At 62.7% G+C, this 19,473-nt stretch carries 18 protein-coding genes and 1 tRNA gene; 13 read left to right on the forward strand and 6 right to left on the reverse strand.

Annotation, left to right across the window (positions count from 1 at the left end; all coding sequences use genetic code 11):
• Positions 1-419 precede the first annotated feature (419 nt).
• The 12 genes from OKW38_RS25525 (at position 420) to OKW38_RS25580 (ending at position 15,260) form a co-directional block, all read left to right on the forward strand.
• Complete coding sequence (locus tag OKW38_RS25525) at positions 420-1,031, forward strand: MotA/TolQ/ExbB proton channel family protein (RefSeq protein WP_090800844.1); 612 nt, start codon at positions 420-422, stop codon at positions 1,029-1,031.
• Positions 1,032-1,055: 24 nt separating this feature from the next.
• Positions 1,056-1,475, forward strand: coding sequence for an ExbD/TolR family protein (locus OKW38_RS25530; protein ID WP_090800842.1), 420 nt, complete (start codon positions 1,056-1,058; stop codon positions 1,473-1,475).
• Positions 1,472-2,215 (forward strand): energy transducer TonB, encoded by a 744-nt coding sequence (locus OKW38_RS25535; RefSeq protein ID WP_187612970.1) that lies wholly within the window; start codon positions 1,472-1,474, stop codon positions 2,213-2,215. Before OKW38_RS25530 ends, OKW38_RS25535 begins: the two co-directional genes overlap by 4 nt.
• Positions 2,216-2,390: 175 nt before the next feature.
• Complete coding sequence (locus OKW38_RS25540; protein ID WP_429363813.1) at positions 2,391-4,289, forward strand: extracellular solute-binding protein; 1,899 nt, start codon at positions 2,391-2,393, stop codon at positions 4,287-4,289.
• 7 nt (positions 4,290-4,296) lie between these two features.
• Entirely contained in the window at positions 4,297-5,349 is a 1,053-nt protein-coding gene (locus OKW38_RS25545) for a microcin C ABC transporter permease YejB (protein WP_090800838.1), read from the forward strand.
• Positions 5,303-6,415, forward strand: coding sequence for an ABC transporter permease (locus tag OKW38_RS25550; protein ID WP_429363592.1), 1,113 nt, complete (start codon positions 5,303-5,305; stop codon positions 6,413-6,415). The genes OKW38_RS25545 and OKW38_RS25550 overlap by 47 nt, the downstream gene beginning before the upstream one ends.
• Entirely contained in the window at positions 6,415-8,061 is a 1,647-nt protein-coding gene (locus OKW38_RS25555; RefSeq protein WP_429363593.1) for an ABC transporter ATP-binding protein, read from the forward strand. The genes OKW38_RS25550 and OKW38_RS25555 overlap by 1 nt, the downstream gene beginning before the upstream one ends.
• Complete coding sequence (locus tag OKW38_RS25560; RefSeq protein ID WP_429363595.1) at positions 8,058-9,497, forward strand: TldD/PmbA family protein; 1,440 nt, start codon at positions 8,058-8,060, stop codon at positions 9,495-9,497. Before OKW38_RS25555 ends, OKW38_RS25560 begins: the two co-directional genes overlap by 4 nt.
• Complete coding sequence (locus OKW38_RS25565; RefSeq protein ID WP_429334887.1) at positions 9,494-10,891, forward strand: TldD/PmbA family protein; 1,398 nt, start codon at positions 9,494-9,496, stop codon at positions 10,889-10,891. Before OKW38_RS25560 ends, OKW38_RS25565 begins: the two co-directional genes overlap by 4 nt.
• 94 nt (positions 10,892-10,985) lie before the next feature.
• Positions 10,986-11,507, forward strand: coding sequence for a GNAT family N-acetyltransferase (locus OKW38_RS25570; RefSeq protein ID WP_429334886.1), 522 nt, complete (start codon positions 10,986-10,988; stop codon positions 11,505-11,507).
• Entirely contained in the window at positions 11,504-12,067 is a 564-nt protein-coding gene (locus OKW38_RS25575; protein WP_429363596.1) for a GNAT family N-acetyltransferase, read from the forward strand. Before OKW38_RS25570 ends, OKW38_RS25575 begins: the two co-directional genes overlap by 4 nt.
• Positions 12,068-12,074: 7 nt before the next feature.
• Complete coding sequence (locus OKW38_RS25580; protein WP_429363597.1) at positions 12,075-15,260, forward strand: multidrug efflux RND transporter permease subunit; 3,186 nt, start codon at positions 12,075-12,077, stop codon at positions 15,258-15,260.
• 5 nt (positions 15,261-15,265) lie between these two features.
• Here OKW38_RS25580 and OKW38_RS25585 read toward each other — a convergent pair whose 3' ends face one another.
• A complete protein-coding gene (locus OKW38_RS25585) occupies positions 15,266-15,511 on the reverse strand; it encodes a GNAT family N-acetyltransferase (protein ID WP_429363815.1) in 246 nt (81 codons plus the stop codon).
• Between the two features lie 633 nt (positions 15,512-16,144).
• On the opposite strand from OKW38_RS25585, the gene OKW38_RS25590 reads away from it, so the two are divergent.
• Positions 16,145-16,221: transfer RNA gene (locus tag OKW38_RS25590), tRNA-Met, on the forward strand.
• Positions 16,222-16,415: 194 nt separating this feature from the next.
• Here OKW38_RS25590 and OKW38_RS25595 read toward each other — a convergent pair.
• The 5 genes from OKW38_RS25595 to OKW38_RS25615 all read right to left on the reverse strand — a co-directional run bounded on the left by OKW38_RS25595 (position 16,416) and on the right by OKW38_RS25615 (position 19,387).
• Positions 16,416-16,910: a hypothetical protein gene (locus tag OKW38_RS25595; RefSeq protein WP_429363599.1), complete on the reverse strand. Its 495-nt coding sequence runs from the start codon at positions 16,908-16,910 to the stop codon at positions 16,416-16,418.
• Positions 16,911-16,989: 79 nt separating this feature from the next.
• Positions 16,990-17,643 (reverse strand): hypothetical protein, encoded by a 654-nt coding sequence (locus OKW38_RS25600; RefSeq protein ID WP_429363600.1) that lies wholly within the window; start codon positions 17,641-17,643, stop codon positions 16,990-16,992.
• Positions 17,644-17,662: 19 nt separating this feature from the next.
• On the reverse strand, positions 17,663-18,013 hold the full coding sequence (locus tag OKW38_RS25605; RefSeq protein WP_429363602.1) for a head-tail joining protein: 351 nt from the start codon (positions 18,011-18,013) through the stop codon (positions 17,663-17,665).
• A gap of 12 nt (positions 18,014-18,025) precedes the next feature.
• Positions 18,026-18,346: a hypothetical protein gene (locus OKW38_RS25610; RefSeq protein WP_429363603.1), complete on the reverse strand. Its 321-nt coding sequence runs from the start codon at positions 18,344-18,346 to the stop codon at positions 18,026-18,028.
• A 3-nt stretch (positions 18,347-18,349) separates the two neighbouring features.
• Entirely contained in the window at positions 18,350-19,387 is a 1,038-nt protein-coding gene (locus OKW38_RS25615; protein WP_429363605.1) for a major capsid protein, read from the reverse strand.
• Between the last annotated feature and the right edge of the window lie 86 nt (positions 19,388-19,473).

Below are 19,473 nucleotides of genomic sequence, written 5' to 3' on the forward strand. Positions count from 1 at the left end.
ATGAAAGGTAGATGTAATGAAATTGTCTATAGGTATTCTGAGATTGCACCAAAACGCTTCAAGTGCGACTTTTCGCACCATTTATGCAATAGGAAATTAAAGGCTTTGGCAGAATAAGTCTTGGAAAGCGGACTTACTCCAATTACAAAAACCAATTTATTTTGCTATATGCGTGCGCGGGCGCCACGCAAGCCGCGGGCATGCGAGATCTTTGTCGCGCTCGGCAAGTCCATGAAATAAAAGGCAAAGCGTCCCGTGTAAAGGACTGGCGACGCTCGTTACGGAGAAACCAGTCGCCTGACCTGGTACGGGCTTTGCATAGGTGGCGGGCCTTTAGCCGGCGACTCACAAGGCAGCCGGCATCTCGAAACCTACCGTTATTCAACGGCCGCTTGAGCCTGTACTAACCGGAGTCCGCAGTGCTGAATACCCTCATTAACTACTCGATCCAGTCGATGGGTCTGATCCCTCTCCTCGCGTTCATCTTCCTGCTCGGCATCGCGATCATCATCGAACGATTCATGTTCTTCTCGCGTGCCGTGCGTGCCGGCAAGACCCTCGAACATGACCTGAAACTCGTCGATGCAGCCAATCCCGAAGATGCCGCCAAAGTGGCCGAGCACTACAAGCAGACCGTGCAAGGCGAACTCGTGAAGTCGGCGATGAAAGTGAAGGGCAAGAGTGAAGCCGTGGTCGAACGCGAGATCGAGGAAACGATCATGTTCCAGTTGCCGCGTCTCGACCGTAACCTGTGGATTCTCGACACGGCCGTGACGCTCGGCCCGTTGCTGGGTCTGCTTGGCACGATCATCGGCATGGTCGAATCGTTCAACGTGCTCGGCACCAGCGGCACCGCGAACCCGAACGGCGTGACGGGCGGCATCGGTCACGCGCTGACGGCCACCGCGTGCGGCCTGACCATCGCGATCATCTGCGTGATCTTCCTGAACTACTTCAACAAGCGTATCCGGATGACGGTCAACCAGTTCGACCTCATCAAGTCGCTGCTCGTATCGCGCTTCGCAGTCTGACGCCCGCACTCAAGGAGACGGACCATGCGAAACCATCGCAGCCATTACCTCGGCGGTGAAGAGAAAGCGCGCATCGAGATCATCCCCATGATCGACATCATGATGTTCCTGCTGGTGTTCTTCATGCTCGCGACGCTGAAGATGATCCAGGGCACAGGCATCAAGCTCGACCTGCCGCAATCGAGCACCGCCGAGCAGTTGCAGCAGACCGTCAAGCTATCGATCGGCGTGACGAAGACGGATGAAATCTATCTGGATTCGAAGCCCGTGACGCCCGACGAACTGACCGCGCGTCTGCAAGGTCTGGTTCACGACTCGAAGAAAGTAGATGTCGCGATTGCCGGCGACGAAGGCACGAGCTACAAGAATATCGTCAAGGTGATGGACCTGGTGCGCGCGGCGGGCATCAGTTCGGTTGCATTGGCCACGAACCCGACGACATGAGTTCACCGGCCATCGACATGAAAGATCCGCAAAACCGCCTGGACGGTGCACTCTGGGCATCGACGACGCCGGCGCATCACGGTCGCATGCCCATGAAGCTGGCGATCGGCGTTGCGGTGCTGGTCGAGGCGCTGGTGATTCTGGGCGTGTCGCACATGAAGTTCCAGCCGCCGCCGCCTCCCCCGCCGAAGGAGATGCGCGTGCAGATTGCGCCGCCGCCTCCGCCACCGCCGCCGCCCGAGGTCAAGAAGCTGGAGCCGCCGCCGGCGCCGCCCAAAGCGCAGCCGAAGCACGAAATACCGAAGCCGACCCCGACGCCGCCGCCGCCGCGACCGACGCCGCAGCCGGTGATCCAGCCCACGGCGAATCCGGCTCCGAACGCTCCGGCGATCGCCTCGCCGACGCCTGCGCCGGCACCCGCTCCGGCACCGGCCGCGCCGCCGGCGCCGCCCGCGCTGCATGGCGTGGTGGACGGCCGCGGTCATTGCCAGTCGGTGCAGCCGGTGATTCCGCGCAAGGCATTGACGGACGGTATTTCGGCGGACGTGATCGCGCATCTGACGATCGGTACGGACGGCAAGGTCAGCGACGTGAAGATCATGCGCGTCACGCCGCCGACGTCGGTGTTCAACGAAGCCGTGATTGCCGCAGGCAAGGCGTACAAGTGCGAGAAGAATGCCGAGCCGTATGTTGGCGAAGTTCAGTTCTCGTTCAAGACCACACCGTCCGACGACGAGTAACCACGACGAGTAACGACGACGAATAAGCTCAGCTTCGACGCGAACTTCCGGCCTTCGCAATTTACCCATCCGGCCTTCAACCCGGAACCGCGCGAGCGGTGGCTACCCGCCGCCGCCCGCGCGGTTTCGAAGCATCGCGCATCGGCTACGAGCCGATTGCGTCCAGACACGCATGATGACAACCGACAGGTTTCGAAGCCCGCGCGCGCACGTCGTTAAGATGCTCGCGGCGCGGGTTGCGGTGACGCTCGTCGCGGGGCTGCTGGTCGTGCCGTTGACGACCGCGCCCGTGTTCGCGAGGGCGTCGATCGCGCAGTACGACGTGCCGAAGTATCCATCCGGGTTCACGCATTTCGATTACGCGGACCCGAATGCGCCGACCGATGGCACGCTGGTTTTCCAGAACTACGACGAAGCGCAAAGCTACGATTCGCTGAATCCGTTCCTGACGCGTGGTGCGCCGGCGCCGGACATCCTGCATCTGATGTTCGATACGCTGATGCAGCGCAGCTGGGACGAACTCGCGTCGGAATACGCATTGATCGCCGACGACGTCGAGGTGGCGCCGGATGGCAAATCAGCGGTGTTTCATATCGACCCGCGAGCGCGCTTTTCGAACGGCGATCCGATTACCGCCGACGACGTCAAGTATTCGTTCGATACGCTGACCAGCCCGCAGGCATCGCCGCTGTTCAACTCGCAGTTCGCGGTGATCAGCCGCGCCACGGTGCTCGACCCGTCGCGGGTGCGCTTCGACTTCAGGCACGTGGAACGCGACGCGCCGTTGATCGCAGGCGACCTGCCGGTTTTCTCGCGCAAGTGGGCAATGCAAGCCAACGGCACGCGCATCGCATTCGATCAGTTGACCAACGTGCCGCCGGTGTCGAGCGGCCCGTATCTGATCGAGCAGCGCAAGAACGACACGCAGATCGTCTACAGTCGCAATCCGGCATACTGGGCCGCAAATTTGCCGTCGCGGCGCGGCATGTACCATTTCGCGCGCGTCGCGTTCAAGCTCTATCACGATCATTACACGCAGCTCGAATCGCTGAAAGCGCTCGATACCGACGTGATGGTCGAATACAGTTCGATGCAATGGGCGCGCCGTTATATCGGCAAGAACTTCGATAACGGCGCGTTGCAGCGCAAACTCTTTCCGGATCACGGCGCGCAGATGCAGGGGCTGATGTTCAACACGCGCAGGCCGATGTTTTCGGATGTGCGGGTGCGGCACGCCCTTGCACTCGCGTTCGACTACGACTGGCTGAACCGGATGACCTTTTACGGCCAGTACCGGCGCACCAACAGCTACTTCGACGATAGCCCGTTCGCCGCGCAAGGCGCGCCCACCGATGCCGAACTCGAGCTGCTCGAGCCGTATCGCGCGAGTTTGCCGGCGGCCGTGTTCGGTCCAATGGTCAGGCAGGCCGACACGATTGCGCCGCACACGTTGCGCGAGAACCTGCGCGAAGCGCGCGGCCTGCTCGCCGAAGCGGGTTGGACGGTGCGCGACGGCCAGTTGCGCGACGCGCACGGCAACCCGATGTCGATCGAAATCATCGACGATCAGCCTGGCATGGATCGCGTACTGCTGGCGTATATGCGCAACCTGCAACTGCTCGGCATCGATGCGCATATGCGCGAGATAGATAGTGCGTTGTATCAGAAGCGGATCGACAACTTCGAGTTCGATATGACGACGTTCATCTATCTGCGCGTGACGATTCCCGGTTCCGAACTGGAGCGTCGTTTCAGCAGCGCATCGGCATCGCAGGTCGGCTCGGAGAACTATCCGGGCGTGAGGTCGCGGGCGGTCGATGCGCTGGTGCGCGCGGTGATGCGCGCGAGCACGCTGAACGAACTCGAAACCGCGACCCATGCGCTCGACCGCGTGCTGATCAACGGCTATTACCTGGTGCCCGAATATTTCGCGCCGGATACGCGGATCGCGTACAAAAGCGCCCTCGGCTACCCGTCGGTGACGCCGGTCAGTTTCCAGGGCGAGGACTGGATCGTCAGCTACTGGTATCGCAAGACGCCGTCCGCTGCGGCCAACACCGCCGAGGCGAAGTGAGGGGCTTATGTTTATCTACATCATCAAACGTCTGCTGCTGATGATCCCGACGCTGATCGGCGTCGTTACGCTGACGTTCTTCGTGACGCAGTTCGTGCCGGGCGGCCCGGTCGAACAGATGATGACGCAGTTGCGTCACGGCCAGCAGCGCGGCGGCGAAGGCGGAGGCGGCGGCAGCGCGTATCACGGCAGCCAGGGCGTCGATCCGCAGCAGATCGAGCAGATCAAGAAGCAGTTCGGCTTCGACAAACCGCCGCTGACGCGCTATCTGAAGATGCTGAGGGACTACGCGCGTTTCGATCTCGGCCAGTCCTACTATCACCATCAGAGCGTATGGGCGGTGATCCGCTCGAAACTGCCCGTGTCGATCACGCTCGGGTTATGGACGGTCGTGCTGACCTACATCGTGTCGGTGCCGCTCGGGATCGCGAAAGCGGTGCGCAACGGCTCGCGCTTCGACACCGCCACCAGCGTGATGGTGCTGACCGGCTACGCGATTCCGGGCTTCGTGTTCGGCGTGCTGCTGCTGATGCTGTTTGGCGGCGGCACGTTCTGGCAGGTCTTCCCGATGCGCGGCCTCACGTCCGATAACTTCGACGAACTCAGCGCGTTCGGCAAGGTGCTCGATTATCTATGGCACATCGTGTTGCCGGTGACGGCGTCGGTGGTGGGCAACTTCGCGATCGTCACGATCCTGACCAAGAATACGTTTCTCGAAGAGATTGGTCGTCAATATGTGCTGACCGCGCGGGCGAAAGGCGCGCCCAAGCGTGACGTGCTGTGGAAGCACGTATTGCGCAACGCCGCGATTCCGCTGCTGACCGGACTGCCCGCCGCGTTTATCGGCGCCTTCCTGAACGGCAACCTGCTGATCGAAACGCTGTTTTCGCTCGACGGCATGGGCCAACTGTCTTATGACTCGGTGATCCGCCGCGACTATCCGGTCGTGCTGGGTTCGCTGTTCCTGTTCACGCTGATTGGTCTCGTGACCAAACTCATTGCTGACGTCTGCTATGTCCTCGTCGACCCCCGCATCCAGTTCAACAGCCTGGACCGATAAGCTGCCGCCTGGCGCGTTGCCGGTGTCCGTGTCGCCTGGGCGACGCGTATGGCAGCGTTTTCGCCGGCAGAAGCTCGGTTACTGGAGCCTGATCGTGTTCGCGACGCTGTTCGTGCTGAGCCTGCTCGGCGAAGTGCTCGCGAATGACCGGCCGCTGATGGTCCGTTACGACGGCCATGACTATTTTCCGATCGTGAAGGACTATCCGGAAACGATGTTCGGCGGCGATTTTCCGACCCGCGCGAACTATCTCGATCCGTTTATCCGCAAGCAGTTGACGGAGAAAGGCAACTTCGCGATCTACCCGCCGAATCACTACCACTACGACACGATCGATTACTTCGCGACGCGGCCGTTTCCGGCGTCGCCGTCCGCGACCAACTGGCTCGGCACCGATCAATACGGCCGCGACGTGCTGTCGCGATTGCTGTACGGCTTCAGGCTGTCGGTGTTGATGGCGCTTGCGCTGACGGTGTCGGGTATCGTGCTGGGCGTGCTGGCGGGTGCGTTGCAAGGCTTTTACGGCGGCCGCACCGACCTGATCGGGCAGCGCCTGATCGAAGTATGGAGTTCGATGCCGGACCTGTATCTGCTGATCATCTTCGCGTCGATCTTCGAGCCGAGTTTGTGGCTGCTGTTTATCCTGCTGTCGATGTTCGGCTGGCTGGTGCTGTCCGACTATGTGCGCGCCGAATTCCTGCGCAACCGTTCGCTCGATTACGTTCGCGCCGCGCGCACGATGGGTTTGAGCAACTGGCAGATCATCTGGCGTCATCTGCTGCCGAACAGCATGACGCCGGTGATCACCTTCCTGCCGTTCCGGATGAGCGCCGCGATTCTGTCGCTGACGAGTCTGGACTTTCTGGGGCTGGGTGTCGCACCGCCCACGCCGAGCCTGGGCGAACTGCTTCAGGAAGGCAAGAACAACCTCGACGCATGGTGGATTTCGGTATCTGCGTTTGCCGCGCTGGTGATCACGTTGTTGCTGCTGACGTTCATGGGCGACGCGTTGCGCAATGCGCTCGACACGCGTTCGCGCGGGTCGGCGTTCGGCGGGGGAAAGTGATGAGCGATGCAACGTTGCACAAGCCTTTGCTGGAAATCGACACGTTCTCGATCCGTTTCGGCGACAAGGTCGCGGTTCGCGAACTGAATCTGACGATCGGGCGCGGCGAGCGGGTTGCGCTGGTCGGCGAATCCGGTTCGGGCAAGAGCGTCACGGCGCTGTCGATCCTGCGCCTCGTCGAACATGCGCAGACCAGCGGCCAGATCCGTCTCGACGGCGTCGATCTATTGCAGAAAACCGAGCAGCAGATGCGCGGGATTCGCGGCGCCGACGTCGCGATGGTGTTTCAGGAGCCGATGACCGCGCTCAATCCGCTGTTCACGATCGGTCAGCAGATCGCCGAAAGCCTGCGTCTGCACGAGGGTTTGCGGTCGAACGCGGCGCGCGCCCGCGGCATTGAACTGCTGCGCCGTACCGGCATTCCCGAGCCGGAACGGCGGATCGACAGCTACCCGCATCAACTATCCGGCGGACAACGCCAGCGCGCGATGATCGCGATGGCGCTCGCGTGCCGTCCGCGCCTGCTGCTCGCCGACGAACCCACTACCGCGCTCGACGTCACCGTGCGTCAGCAGATCGTCGATCTGCTGATCGAGTTGCAGGAACAGGAAGCCGCCGATCGCGGCATGGCGGTGCTGCTGATCACGCACGACCTGAATCTCGTGCGCCGCTTCGCCCAACGCGTGGCGGTAATGGAAAAGGGTGTGCTGGTCGAAACCAATACGACCCAGGCGCTGTTCGCAGCGCCGCAGCATCCTTACACGCAGCGATTGCTCGACAGCGAACCGCATCGCGAGATCGGGCCGATCGAACCGCACGCGCGTCGGGTGCTCGAGGTGCAAGGCCTCGCGGTCGATTACCGGACGGCCGCGAAAGGCTGGCGCTCGCTGTTCAGCGGTTCGACGTTTCGCGCAGTGCACGACGTCGATCTGACGCTGCGTCGCGGTGAGACGCTCGGCGTGGTCGGCGAATCGGGCTCCGGAAAATCGACGCTGGCGGCGACGCTGCTCGGTCTGCAACGGCCCGCCGCCGGTCATATCCATGTCGACGGCGCGCCGTTGTCGGCTTTGCGTGGCGCGAACTCGCGCCGCGCGTTGTACTCGCGGATGCAGGTGGTGTTTCAGGACCCGTTCGGGTCGCTATCGCCGCGTATGACGGTCGAGCAGATCGTCGGGGAATGGATCGAGGTGCACCGGCCGGAAATCGACGCGCGCACGCGCCGCGCGCGGGTGGGGACGATGCTCGAAGAAGTGGGCATGCCGCACGAATCGATGCTGCGCTATCCGCACGAATTTTCCGGCGGGCAGCGGCAGCGCATAGCGATCGCGCGTGCGTTGGCGGTCGAACCGGAAGTGCTGATTCTCGACGAACCGACCAGCGCGCTCGATGTGTCGATCCAGCAACAGGTGCTTAAGTTGTTGGCGGGCTTGCAGAAGAAGTACCGGTTAAGCTATCTGTTGATCACCCATGATCTGGCGGTGATGCGTGCGATGGCGCATCGCGTGATCGTGATGAAGAACGGCCGCGTGGTCGAGGCGGGAGACACGCTCGACGTGCTGCATGCGCCGTCACATCCTTATACGCAGTCGTTGCTCGCCGCGTCGATGATCGCGCCGGAGCACGACGAACCCGAGGTGCTGCAATGAGCGAATCGCGCTGGACGCAGGCCGCCCGCGCGTTGAAGAGCACCGCGGCGTTCTGGTCCTTACGGATTGTCGATGAACAGATCGACGACCACGAAGTGCGCAACGACGTCGCGCAGCCGCTGCGCACGCAGCGCGAACGCGGCGCCATGCTGACCGCGTGGGCCGGCGCGGGCGCAGGCTATGCGGCAACCACGGATCTGTCCATCGCGGGCTTGCAGGCTGCGCTCGATATCGCGACGCAACGTGCGCTGGCGAGCGCCGGCGCATCGCTGATCGACCATCGCGCGGTGTCGCGCGAAGCGCTCAGCGGCGCGTATGTCTCGCCCAATGCCGACCGACCGCTGCCGACGCGCGGCGAATGGCTCGCGCGTCTCGCGCACGAATGCGCCGCCGCGAAAATCGACGACCGGATTGTCGAGCGCACGGCATCCGTGCAGATCACGCGCACCGAACAGATTTATCTGACCAGCGACGGCGCGCGAATCGACCAGCGCTTTTGCCTCGTGATGCCGGAAATGAGCGTCGCGGCGCACGCGAACGGCGACACGCAGGTGCGCACGCTCGGCGGCAATTACGGCACGCTCGCGCAAGGCGGCGTCGAAGTGCTGGACCGCTACGCGTTCGACGGCGCAGGCGTGCGGCTCGCCACCGACGCGCTGACCTTGCTGGCCGCGCCGAACTGTCCGGCTGGTCCGCGCGACCTGCTGCTGATGCCCGATCAGATGATGTTGCAGATTCACGAATCGATCGGGCATCCGCTCGAACTCGACCGGATTCTCGGCGACGAACGCAACTTCGCCGGATGGAGTTTCGTGAAGCCGGAGATGTTCGGCACTTACCGTTACGGCTCGGAACTGCTCAACGTGACATTCGATCCGTCGTTGCGCGAAGAAGCCGCGTCGTACGCATTCGACGACGACGGCACTGAAGCGCGCAAACAGTATCTGATTCGCGATGGCGTGCTCGAACGTCCGCTCGGTGGCGCGCTGTCGCAACAGCGCGCAAAGATGGCGGGCGTCGCGAATTCGCGTGCGTCGAGCTGGAATCGCGCGCCGATCGACCGGATGGCGAACCTGAATATCGAACCGGGAACCAGCACGCTGGGCGAAATGATTTCCGGCATCGAACACGGCATCCTGATGCGCACCAATACGTCGTGGTCGATCGACGATCACCGCAACAAGTTTCAATTCGGCTGCGAGTTCGGCCAGTTGATCGAAAACGGCAAGCTCACGCAAATCGTCAGGCAACCGAATTATCGCGGCATATCCGCGAATTTCTGGCGCAGTCTGAGCGCGGTCGGCAATGCCGGCACGCGCGAAGTGTTCGGCACGTCGATGTGCGGCAAAGGCGAACCGACGCAGGTGGTGCGCGTCGGCCATGCGTCGCCGCCGTGCGTGTTCACGCATGTCGATGTATTCGGAGGCGCGCGATGACTACAACCAATGCAGTCAATGCAGTCAATGCATCGAGCGGCTTCGATTTCGCCTCGAACGCGCAGTCGCCGGATTGGCACGCGCATTTCGCGCTGCTTGCCGATGCGATCGACACGTTGCTCAGCGGCGACGAAGTGGCGTTGACGCGGCTGTCGGCGGAGCGATCCGACTTTATCCGCTTCAACGGTGGCAAGGTTAGGCAGATCGGCCAGGTGTCGCAAGGCAAACTGACCGTCCGCCTGATCGACGGCGCCAGGCAGGCGTATTCGAGCTTCACGGTATGCGGCGATCCGGCGACGGACCTGCGCGATATCGCCGATGCGCTGAATACGTTGCGCGACGGCTTGCGCGATGCGCCCGACGACCCGCATCTGTTGTACGACGCCACCCAATGGACCCAATCGACGCGCCGCAGCGGCAAGCTGCCCGCGCCCGACGCACTGTTGCGGATCGCCACCGAAAGCGCGCGCGGACTCGATTTCGTCGGCTTCTATGCCGGTGGCTCGATGGTGCGCGGCTTCGCGTCGTCGCGCGGCAGTCGCGGCTGGTACGAAGTCAGCAACTTCAGCTTTAGCTGGTCGTTGTACGACCCGAGCGGCCGTGCGATCAAAAGCACGTACACCGGCGACCACTGGGACGACAGCGTGTTCGCCGCGAAGGTCGAACAGGCCGCCGCACGTTTGCCGGTGCTCGGACACACGCCGCGCGCGTTGTCGCCGGGGCGGTATCGCACGTATTTGGCGCCGGCGGCGATGCTGGAACTGGTCGGCACGGCGTCGTGGGGCGGGTTTTCCGCGCGCGCGAACGCCACCGCGCGCAGCCCGTTTTACCGGCTGCACAGCGGCGCAGTCGCGCTCGATCCGCGCGTGTCGATGACCGAAGACCTGAGCCTGAATATCACGCCGCGCTTCAACGAAGACGGTTATCAGCGCGACAGCGTGCCGTTGATTCACGACGGCCGCAACGCCGGGCAACTGACCAACGCCCGTAGCGCGCGCGAATACGGATTGACGCCGAACGGCGCGCTCGCCGGCGAAACGCCCGAGTCGCTGGCGATGGCTGGCGGCGATCTCGACGCCGCCGATATCCTTGCCGCACTCGATACCGGGCTGTATGTCGGCAATCTCTGGTACGTGAATTTTTCTGACCGGATGAATTGCCGGTTGACCGGCATGACGCGTTTCGCGACGTTCTGGGTCGAACGCGGCCAGATCGTCGCGCCGGTCGACGCGATGCGTTTCGACGACAGCCTGTACCGTTTGCTGTCGAGCGAACTCGAACGTCTCGACGCCGAGCCGGAACTGCTGCTGAACGATGGAACGGAGGGCGAGCGGCAGACCGGCGGCTGGAAACTACCCGGCTTGCTGGCACGCTCGTTCGAACTGACGCTGTGAGTGAGTTTCCGATGACAGATTGAAGGCCATAACAATGACGGAACCAAAGACAATATTTGAGAGCACGACACGGTTCGGGGCCGAACCGGTCGAGATGAGCATCAGGCCGCTGGATCCGGACGACGCCGCGCAATTCCACGCGCTGCGTTCATGCCCCGGTGTGATGCGCCAGAACCCGATGCGTCCGTATCCGACCTTGCAGCAGACTCAAGGCTGGCTCGCGAAGCTCGCGGCGCCGTCGATGGCGATTGCAGCGCTGGTGGGCGATACGCTGGTCGGCTCGGCCGATCTGCATCCGGGCACGCTGCGCCGCGCGCATAGCGGCTGGCTGGGTATCAGCGTGCACGACGACTGGCAGGGCAAGGGCGTCGGCACGCGGCTGATGGCCGAACTGATCGATGCCGCCGACAACTGGTACGGGCTGCGCCGTCTCGAGCTGAACGTGTTCGCCGACAACCATCGCGCGATTGCGCTGTATCGCAAGTTCGGTTTTTCGCACGAAGCGACCTTTCGCGGCGCCGTGCTGCGCGACGGCATGCTGATCGACTCGGTGTTCATGGGCCGCTTACGCGCGCCGATGGGTCATCTGCAAGCGGAAATCGAGGCGGCCGTATGAACGTCTCGTTGAAACCCGACACGGCGCATGTGATTATCCGCGCCCGCGAAGTGTCCGACCTCGACGCGATCACTTCGTTGATGAACTGCCCCGGCGCGCGGCATGGCACGTTGCAGACGCCGTATCGCTCGAACGCGACGGTCGGGAGCTGGCTCGAAAAAATGCCCGCGAACACGCTCGGGCTGTGCGCGCAGGCGGCCGGTCGCGTGGTCGGGATGATCGACGTGTTGCCGCGCATGCACCGGATGGCGCATTGCGCGGGAATCGGTCTCTGCGTGCATGACGATTACGTCGGGCGCGGCGTCGGCACGGCGCTGCTCGCGGCGGCCGTCGAGTGCGCGGATACGCTGCTCGGCCTGCGTCGGCTGGAGTTGACCGTGTTCGTCGACAACCACCGCGCGATCGCTCTGTACCAGCGCTTCGGCTTCGTCGAGGAAGGACGCTCGCCAGCGTTCGCGATGCGCGACGGCAAGCTGGTCGATGCATTCCATATGGCCCGTTTCGCCGATGCGCCGGTGTTCGCTTCGCCGGTCGCGCTCGCACCGAACCCACACGCGTGAGCATGCCTTGGCCGCCTTTTTTATCGACCGACCGGTCTTTGCGTGGATTCTGGCGCTTGCGGTAATCATCGCGGGCGCGCTCGCGTTGACGCAACTGCCGGTCGCGCAATATCCACGACTCGCGCCGCCGCGTATCGTGATCGACGCCGTCTATCCGGGTGCATCGACGGAAGCCGTGGATGCGAACGTTGGCAGCATCATCGAAGAAAGTCTCGACGGTGCCGACGGGATGCTGTACTACGAAACCGCCAGCGACGGCCTCGGCAACCTTGAAATCGCGGCGACCTTCGCGCCCGGCACCAACCCCGATATCGCGATGATGGACGTGCAGAACCGGCTCAAGCAGGTCGAGCCGCGTTTGCCGCAACAGGTGGTGCAGCAGGGTATCAGCGTTTTCAAGGCCGCCAACACGTTCCTGATGCTGGTCGCGCTGACGTCCACCGATGGCACGCGCGATTCCGCGCAACTGAGCGACATCCTCAGCCGCGACATCATGCGCGAACTGAAGCGCGCGCCGGGCGTCGGTTCCGCGCAACTGTGGGACGCCGACGAAGCGTTGCGCGTCTGGCTCGATCCGATGAAGCTGCGCGAATTCGGCCTCGCCGCGTCCGACGTCAACGCCGCGATTGCCGCGCAAAACGCGAGCGTCGCGGCAGGCACACTCGGCGACGCGCCGCTGGTGGACGGCCAGCAGTTGACCGCGTCGGTGAACGTCAAAGGGCAGTTGCTGTCGCCGGAGGAATTCGGCCAGATCGTGCTGAAAGCACACCCCGATGGCTCGGCAGTGCGGCTTGCCGACGTCGCGCGGGTCGAGATCGGCCGCGACAACTATACGTTCTGGTCGCGCCTGAACGGCAAGCCGTCGGCGACGGTCGGGATTCAACTCGGGCCGCGCGGCAACGCGCTCGAAACATCGGACGCGATTCGGGCGCGGCTCGCGGAACTGGCGAGCCGTTTGCCGCCGGGCGTCGCGGTTCAGGTGCCGTTCGATAGCGCGCGCTTCGTCAACGTTGCGATTCGCGAAGTGCTGATCACGCTGGCCGAGGCGATCTTGCTGGTGTTTCTCGTGATGTGGCTGTTCCTGCGCGATCTGCGCTACGCGCTGGTGCCGACAGTGGTGATTCCGGTCACGCTGATGGGTGCGTTTGTCACGATGTACGCATTCGGCTTGTCGATCAACGTGTTCACGATGTTCGGCCTCGTGCTGGCGATCGGCATTCTGGTCGACGACGCGATCGTGGTGGTCGAGAGCGTGCATCGCGTGATGGACGAAGAGGGCCTGGCGCCGCGCGACGCGACATTGAAAGCGATGAAACAGATCGGCGGTGCGATCGTCGGCGTGACGGCGGTGCTGACCGCCGTGTTCGTGCCGATGGCGTTCTTTCCTGGCGGCGTCGGTGGGATTTACCGGCAATTCGCGGTCGCGATGATTGCGTCGATGCTGGTCTCGTCTTTCATGGCGCTTTCGTTGACGCCCGCGTTGTGCGCGAACCTGCTGAGCGCGCCTGCGCAATCGGTCCGTCAGCGTGACGCGCGACGCGGTTTGCGTGGCGTTGCCGCGCGCCTCTCGACGCGTTTCGAACAGGGCTTTGATCGCGCGTCGCGCGCCTACCGGGCCATGACGGCCGCCGCGATGCGCAGGGTCGGGCCGCTGCTCGCGGTGTATGCCGTATTGCTGCTGCTGTGCGGCGCGTTGTACTGGCGGATGCCGGGCGGCTTCCTGCCCGTCGAAGACCAGGGCCAGCTGCAGGTGATGATCCAGTTGCCGGCCGGCGCGACGCAGGCGCGCACGCTCGCCGTCGTCGAAACGACCGAGTCGATTTTGCGCATGCAAACGGCGGTGGCGAACGTGACAAGCGTGATCGGCTGGAGTTTCGAGGGCAGCGGACAGAACGTAGCGATGTCATTCGTCACGCTGAAAGACTGGGGCCGGCGCGGCGTTGATGCGATGACGCTGCGCGACACGTTGAACCGGTCGTTCAGCCGGATTCTCGACGGCAACGTGCAGGCGCAATTGCCGCCGTCGGTGCCGGGCGTCGGGCATTCGGACGGCTTCACGTTCCGGCTCGAAGATCGCGGCGGCTTGGGCCGCGACGCGTTGAAGGCCGCCCGCGACCAGCTTGCCGAGCGCGCGAAGGCCGATCCGTCGCTGGCGTCGATTCATTTCGAGGATCTGCCCGACGCGCCGCGTATCGAACTCGACGTGGACCGCGCGAAGGCGTACGCGCTCGGCTTATCGTTCGACCGGATTGCGGACGTGTTCGGCAGCACCTTTGGCTCGCACTATGTCGACGATTTTCCGGCGGGTGGCCGGATGCGCCGCGTCCTGGTGGCGGGCGATGCGTCGACGCGGATGACGGAAACCGATCTGCTGGCCTTGTCGGTGCCGAACCAGTCGGGCGCGATGGTGCCGCTGTCGTCGGTTGCGACGCGCCGCTGGACCATCGGGCCAGTCGCATTGACGCGCTACAACGGCTATCCGTCGCTCGATCTGAACGGCCGTGCGGCGAGCGGTGTCAGTTCGGGGGCGGCGATGGAGGCAATGGAGCGGCTCGCGGCGAGCTTGCCTGCGGGCATCGCGTTCGACTGGGTCGATGCGGCGCGCGAAGAACGCGCGGCGGCGCGGCTGACGCCGTTGCTGCTCGGACTGTCGCTGCTGGCGGTGTTCATGGCGCTGGCCGCGCTATACGAAAGCTGGACGATTCCGCTCGCGGTGTTGATGGTCGTACCGCTTGGCGTAGTCGGCGCCATTGCGGCGATGCTGATGCGCGGCATGCCGAACGACGTCTACTTCAAGGTTGGGATGATCACAGTGATCGGCTTGTCCGCGAAAAACGCGATTTTGATCGTGCAATTCGCGCGCGACCTGAGCCTACGCGGCGTGCCGCTGACGCGCGCCGTGATACGCGCGGCGGGCGCGCGATTTCGCCCGATCGTGATGACGTCGTCGGCGTTCCTGCTGGGCGTCGTGCCGCTGGTGCTGGCGAGCGGCGGCGGTGCGGAAAGCCGCCGGTCGATCGGTACGGGCGTGTTCGGCGGCGTCGTGACGGCGACCTTGCTCGGGCTGGTGTTTGCGCCGGTCGCGTTTCAGGCGGTGGCGGTGGTCGCGCAGCAAGGGCCGCGCGGCGCGCTGCGGCGCTTGCATGGCTATCGGCGTCAGTCGCGCGAGTTGATTCGCGATGTCAGCACATGATCGGCTCACGCGCCGTCGATCTTCGGATACGCACGCGCGAGGCCTTCGTTTTCGAAGCCGAGCCGCTCGAGGAGTCGCGCGCTGCGCAGATTGTCGGGCCGGTAATTCGCCATTACGCGATGCAGTTGCAGCGTGCTAAAGACGTGGTCGATTGCGTTGCTCAACCCTTCGCGCGCGAAGCCGCGACCTTCGAAGCGCCGCGATACCGGGAACCTGAGATGACGCGCCTGGAAGGATGCGAGATCAAAGATAGAAGTGTCATGGCGGTCTCACTGATGTGGCAACTATCGGCACCCGCCGCAGGAAGATGCGTTCGTCCGAGCAGGAAAGCCGCACACCGCGCGCAGCAAGATGGACCGTCTTGGTTGAAAGAAATGGTGTATCGCGTGAACGGGTATCCCTGCTTACGCAAATAGATGATCGATTGGAAGCACGAAGGGACGACTCATGGCGCAATACGCATGAGCATGGGCGACCGTGCTCCCGGCAGAAAAATTTAAATGCCGTGTTGATTCCTCGTGCATGGGTGCCGATGCCTGCGCAACTTGAGCAAAGAGGTTTTCACGGGCAGCGCAGCAAGAATTGCATCGGGTGGATACGTCATATCAAGTTCCGCTCAACGATGAAGATAGCTTCTTGCGTTGTTGCGTTCGCGCGGGCGAGGCTCGATGAATGAAGTCCCGGCCAGTTGCTCCGATTCGCGGTAGTCCCGCATCTTATCGCGTGCGCGAGCGGGGAGTGTGCAACTTGCCGTTGCGATGTTTCGTAGCGCGTGCGACGCATCGCGCCGCGCGAATGTGCCGCTTGCTCGACCGCACTCGATATGTATTTCGCGCCAACATTTGACGTTGTGTCAGCGATCCGATATACTCTTTTTTCTCTGACGCGGGGTGGAGCAGTCTGGCAGCTCGTCGGGCTCATAACCCGAAGGTCGTAGGTTCAAATCCTACCCCCGCAACCAAACGCATCAAGACTTCCAGCCGGTTTGTGTATCCCGTGTGCGTTGCCCCGTTTCACCGTTAGGGCAAACTGAGGGCAAGACCGGCTGATTTTAGGCGAAGTCGTATCAAACTGGAACCCGCCCTGTGCGGGTTTTTTGTTGCCTGTTGATCCAAGGCTCCCATCCCGGCATTTCTCTGTTACACCATCGAATAGCTAGTGCGCGCGCGGAATCGACCAGGTGCGCCGCTCTTTGTCGATTCGCAGAAACAAGTTTTCAATCCGCTTGCGCGTATCGCGGATTTGGCAAACTGGCACAACGTTTTTAAACCAGTCCACATCGTCCCTATGCTTATTTTTTTTGGGCGGCAGCCGTACCGGCTCACCACGGTCGTCTGTGGTCCACAGTGCATGGATGTTGTCATTGCGAAGGGTCAGAAGTTCGCGTGCCTCAGCAAGTAGCTCGGAAAAGACGCTTGCTTGCTCCTCGGAAAGCTTGGCTTGTGCGAGCGGCTCGTAGTGCTTACAGAAATCATTGAATTTCTTCTCTTTGACGATCTGGATGCGCATGCCTGCGGTGAATCCCTCACCGCACAAATCCTTACCGCAAAGCTTGAATAAATATTCGACGCCGCCCCACGCAACGAGCAGGCCGCCGAGTTCCTCATGAAACCCGGTGGGAAAATCATCTTTCAAGGGGCAGTCTTGCATGGCAACTCGCATCAGAGAGTGCTTTCCTCAGTATGGCACGCGCCAGGCAAACTAGCGGCAAGGTGACTGTGCGCTGGACCTACACGGGCCGGAGGTTCCTGCCGGGCGGGTCTTGAGGCGTGATTTCGAGCGTTCCCTCGTCGCGACCATCGGGGCCGCGCATGCGCGGCGCGGGTGTCACGGCGTCAGAAAATGGCGGATTCGGATAGGTGCCAGAGGGGTCGGCGGGCGTCACGGTGTCGGCGTGGATGCCGAGCGATTCAAGCGGCACCGCGACGCGTTGCAGCGCGAGCGGCGTATCGGCGAAGGGATCGAAAGTAATGAAATATTCGAGTTCGAACGCCATACGCATATCGGCGATATGCACGCGGCCGGTAGCGTTCAGCTCCATCGTGCTTTCGATGGTCGATACACGTTGAATGTGCGCGAGCAGATCGCGGCAGGTCAGTAACGCGCATTCGATCTGGTCGCATAGCGCCTCGCAGGTATCGCGCGCGGCGGCCACGCTGGTTTCCTGCACCCGGCCGGTAACGTCGAGCGTCGCTGTTGCGGTGAATGCGGGCGGTTCCTGTCCGAGCGCTTCCTTCCGGTCGCTCAGCCAGTCAACGAGAATGCACGGATAACATGCGGTTGTAGGCCAGTCGCGCGGCGTGTACACGCGATCGGCGGCGGTGGTCTGCGCGCGGCGTAGCACGTCGGCCGCGATGTCGCGCAGCAACGAGCGGTAAAGCATGGCGAGCGGTACAAAGCGGCTACAACGCGGCGGCGTCGATCCAGTTAAGCATGAGCATTGCCGCGCCGTGCCCATCGAGTCTCACTTCCTGCACTTCGTACACGTTGCCCGTTCGATCCACTGTGAGCGCGTCGCCCTGTTGCGGCGGCGAGTCGCCGAATTCAACGAGCCGCACCCCACACACGGGGCGTTCGGTCGTGTACGCAAGCACGCCGCCTTGCGGGATCAGTTCGCGATACGCTTCATCAAAGATGCCGTTAATCGCGAGCGTTTCGCCGCTCGCGTGCGCATAGGTGACGCCTTCGGCGAATTGATCGAACAGGGGCGAGAGGATATGGCCGTCGAAGTCATCGGGAACGGCAAGCGACATCGAGGCAAACCGTTAGCGCTTTGTCTTTACGGCAGGGCCGTCCGTGCTTTCGAAGGTTGGCCCCTGCGTGCGTGCCTTCTCTTCGTCTTCGGCCTGCGTCGCGTCACGATCTGGCGCAATGAAGCCACGCGCGCGAAGGCGCGCAACGTCTGCGGCCGCAAGCGTGACGGACTGGCCCGCCGTGTAGGTCTTGCCGTCGTGGCGGATCGAGCGCCCGCGCGCAACCGTTACCGTTCCGGTTGCGCCGCCTTTGGCGCTATCCTGCGTTGCGGCCAGAGGCTGCGCGCCGCTCGCGCCCGCACCGGCTTTCGAAGTCGTGTTCGGAGTGTTCATGGCTCAGTCCTCTTCGGCAGCGCATACGGTCGCACAAAGCGCGGCATTGACGCGCGAGGGAATGACAATGGGCGCGCTCTGCATCATGAGGAAGCGCTGCGGCGGATCGTCCGCAATCCACATTTTCGGCGCGTAGGGCAACGCCTGATAATTGAATTTCGGGTCAATGATCTGGCCGAATGCGCGTGTACCCATCAAATCGGGACCGGCCATGATGACCACCCCATCGGGCAACATCGGTTGTTCCACGTCGTTGTCGTCCACGTACCAGTCGTTATAGACCCAGAGCGAATATTGACCCCAGCGGCCCTTGTACACCGCGCCCGTAGTGATCCGCGCGCCGGGGTCCACCGCGTTGCCGAAATCGGAAAGCTTCGGATAGTAGACGGCGGCTTTTACGCGTTCGTCTGCAATGAAGTATTCCCACGGCGAGGTCGTAAAGATGAGGTCTGTGACCTGTGCGCCGCTCTTTTTCAGAATCGCGTGTTGCCATACTTCGATATCGTGCGTTGGCGTGCCGTTCGGCTGGTCCCACGCCGAGGAACCCGAGAGCGCAACGGTAAGCGTCGGATCGCGGCCAAAATCGACAAGTGCAGACGGGAAGCCGTCACCCTCAATCAATACAGTTCCGGTCATCAACGCCTGCGCGGCCATCCATTCGAGGCGTCGGTCGAGCAGATCGATTTGATCGGTCATTTCGGCCGCGATTTTCGCGGCGGCGCGTTCCTCGCCCCTGAATGCGCCGCCGATGCGTTCGCCGATCATGCGGCGAATCGGCTTGCGCAGATCGGGCGCGCGCTTGTCCTTGATATACGCGGGCCGGAACATGTTGGTTTGATACCGGCGCTGTTCAACGAGTCGCCCTTCGAGCAGGGGCGAGACGAACGGCGACATACGCCGTTTGCCAACGTCAACGTCAATACTCACCTGTTCCGTATCGCTGGTTACGACGTTCGTAAAGAAGCGATCGAGGAGGAATTTTTGCGGGCGCTTGAGATTCGGCACAACGAGAATCAGCGCAATCGTATCGTAGATATTCATTTGCTGTACTCCTGGCGGCGCGCACAAAAAAGCCCGCGCCGGTCGAAACCGGGCGGGCTTACGAGGACCGCGATTTGGCGGCGTAC

It is taken from the genome of Paraburkholderia sp. MM5496-R1 (genome assembly GCF_050436205.1).
Taxonomy (GTDB): domain Bacteria; phylum Pseudomonadota; class Gammaproteobacteria; order Burkholderiales; family Burkholderiaceae; genus Paraburkholderia; species Paraburkholderia tuberum.

Bases quoted from the DNA above. Each gene is read 5' to 3' on its own strand.
- OKW38_RS25565 (WP_429334887.1), top strand. From the start codon at position 9,494: ATGACTACAACCAATGCAGTCAATGCAGTCAATGCATCGAGCGGCTTC.
- OKW38_RS25560 (WP_429363595.1), top strand. From the start codon at position 8,058: ATGAGCGAATCGCGCTGGACGCAGGCCGCCCGCGCGTTGAAGAGCACC.
- OKW38_RS25595 (WP_429363599.1), bottom strand. From the start codon at position 16,910: ATGCAAGACTGCCCCTTGAAAGATGATTTTCCCACCGGGTTTCATGAG.
- OKW38_RS25600 (WP_429363600.1), bottom strand. From the start codon at position 17,643: ATGCTTTACCGCTCGTTGCTGCGCGACATCGCGGCCGACGTGCTACGC.
- OKW38_RS25575 (WP_429363596.1), top strand. From the start codon at position 11,504: ATGAACGTCTCGTTGAAACCCGACACGGCGCATGTGATTATCCGCGCC.
- OKW38_RS25570 (WP_429334886.1), top strand. From the start codon at position 10,986: ATGAGCATCAGGCCGCTGGATCCGGACGACGCCGCGCAATTCCACGCG.
- OKW38_RS25535 (WP_187612970.1), top strand. From the start codon at position 1,472: ATGAGTTCACCGGCCATCGACATGAAAGATCCGCAAAACCGCCTGGAC.
- OKW38_RS25555 (WP_429363593.1), top strand. From the start codon at position 6,415: ATGAGCGATGCAACGTTGCACAAGCCTTTGCTGGAAATCGACACGTTC.
- OKW38_RS25540 (WP_429363813.1), top strand. From the start codon at position 2,391: ATGACAACCGACAGGTTTCGAAGCCCGCGCGCGCACGTCGTTAAGATG.
- OKW38_RS25610 (WP_429363603.1), bottom strand. From the start codon at position 18,346: ATGAACACTCCGAACACGACTTCGAAAGCCGGTGCGGGCGCGAGCGGC.
- OKW38_RS25615 (WP_429363605.1), bottom strand. From the start codon at position 19,387: ATGAATATCTACGATACGATTGCGCTGATTCTCGTTGTGCCGAATCTC.
- OKW38_RS25550 (WP_429363592.1), top strand. From the start codon at position 5,303: ATGTCCTCGTCGACCCCCGCATCCAGTTCAACAGCCTGGACCGATAAG.
- OKW38_RS25530 (WP_090800842.1), top strand. From the start codon at position 1,056: ATGCGAAACCATCGCAGCCATTACCTCGGCGGTGAAGAGAAAGCGCGC.
- OKW38_RS25605 (WP_429363602.1), bottom strand. From the start codon at position 18,013: ATGTCGCTTGCCGTTCCCGATGACTTCGACGGCCATATCCTCTCGCCC.
- OKW38_RS25545 (WP_090800838.1), top strand. From the start codon at position 4,297: ATGTTTATCTACATCATCAAACGTCTGCTGCTGATGATCCCGACGCTG.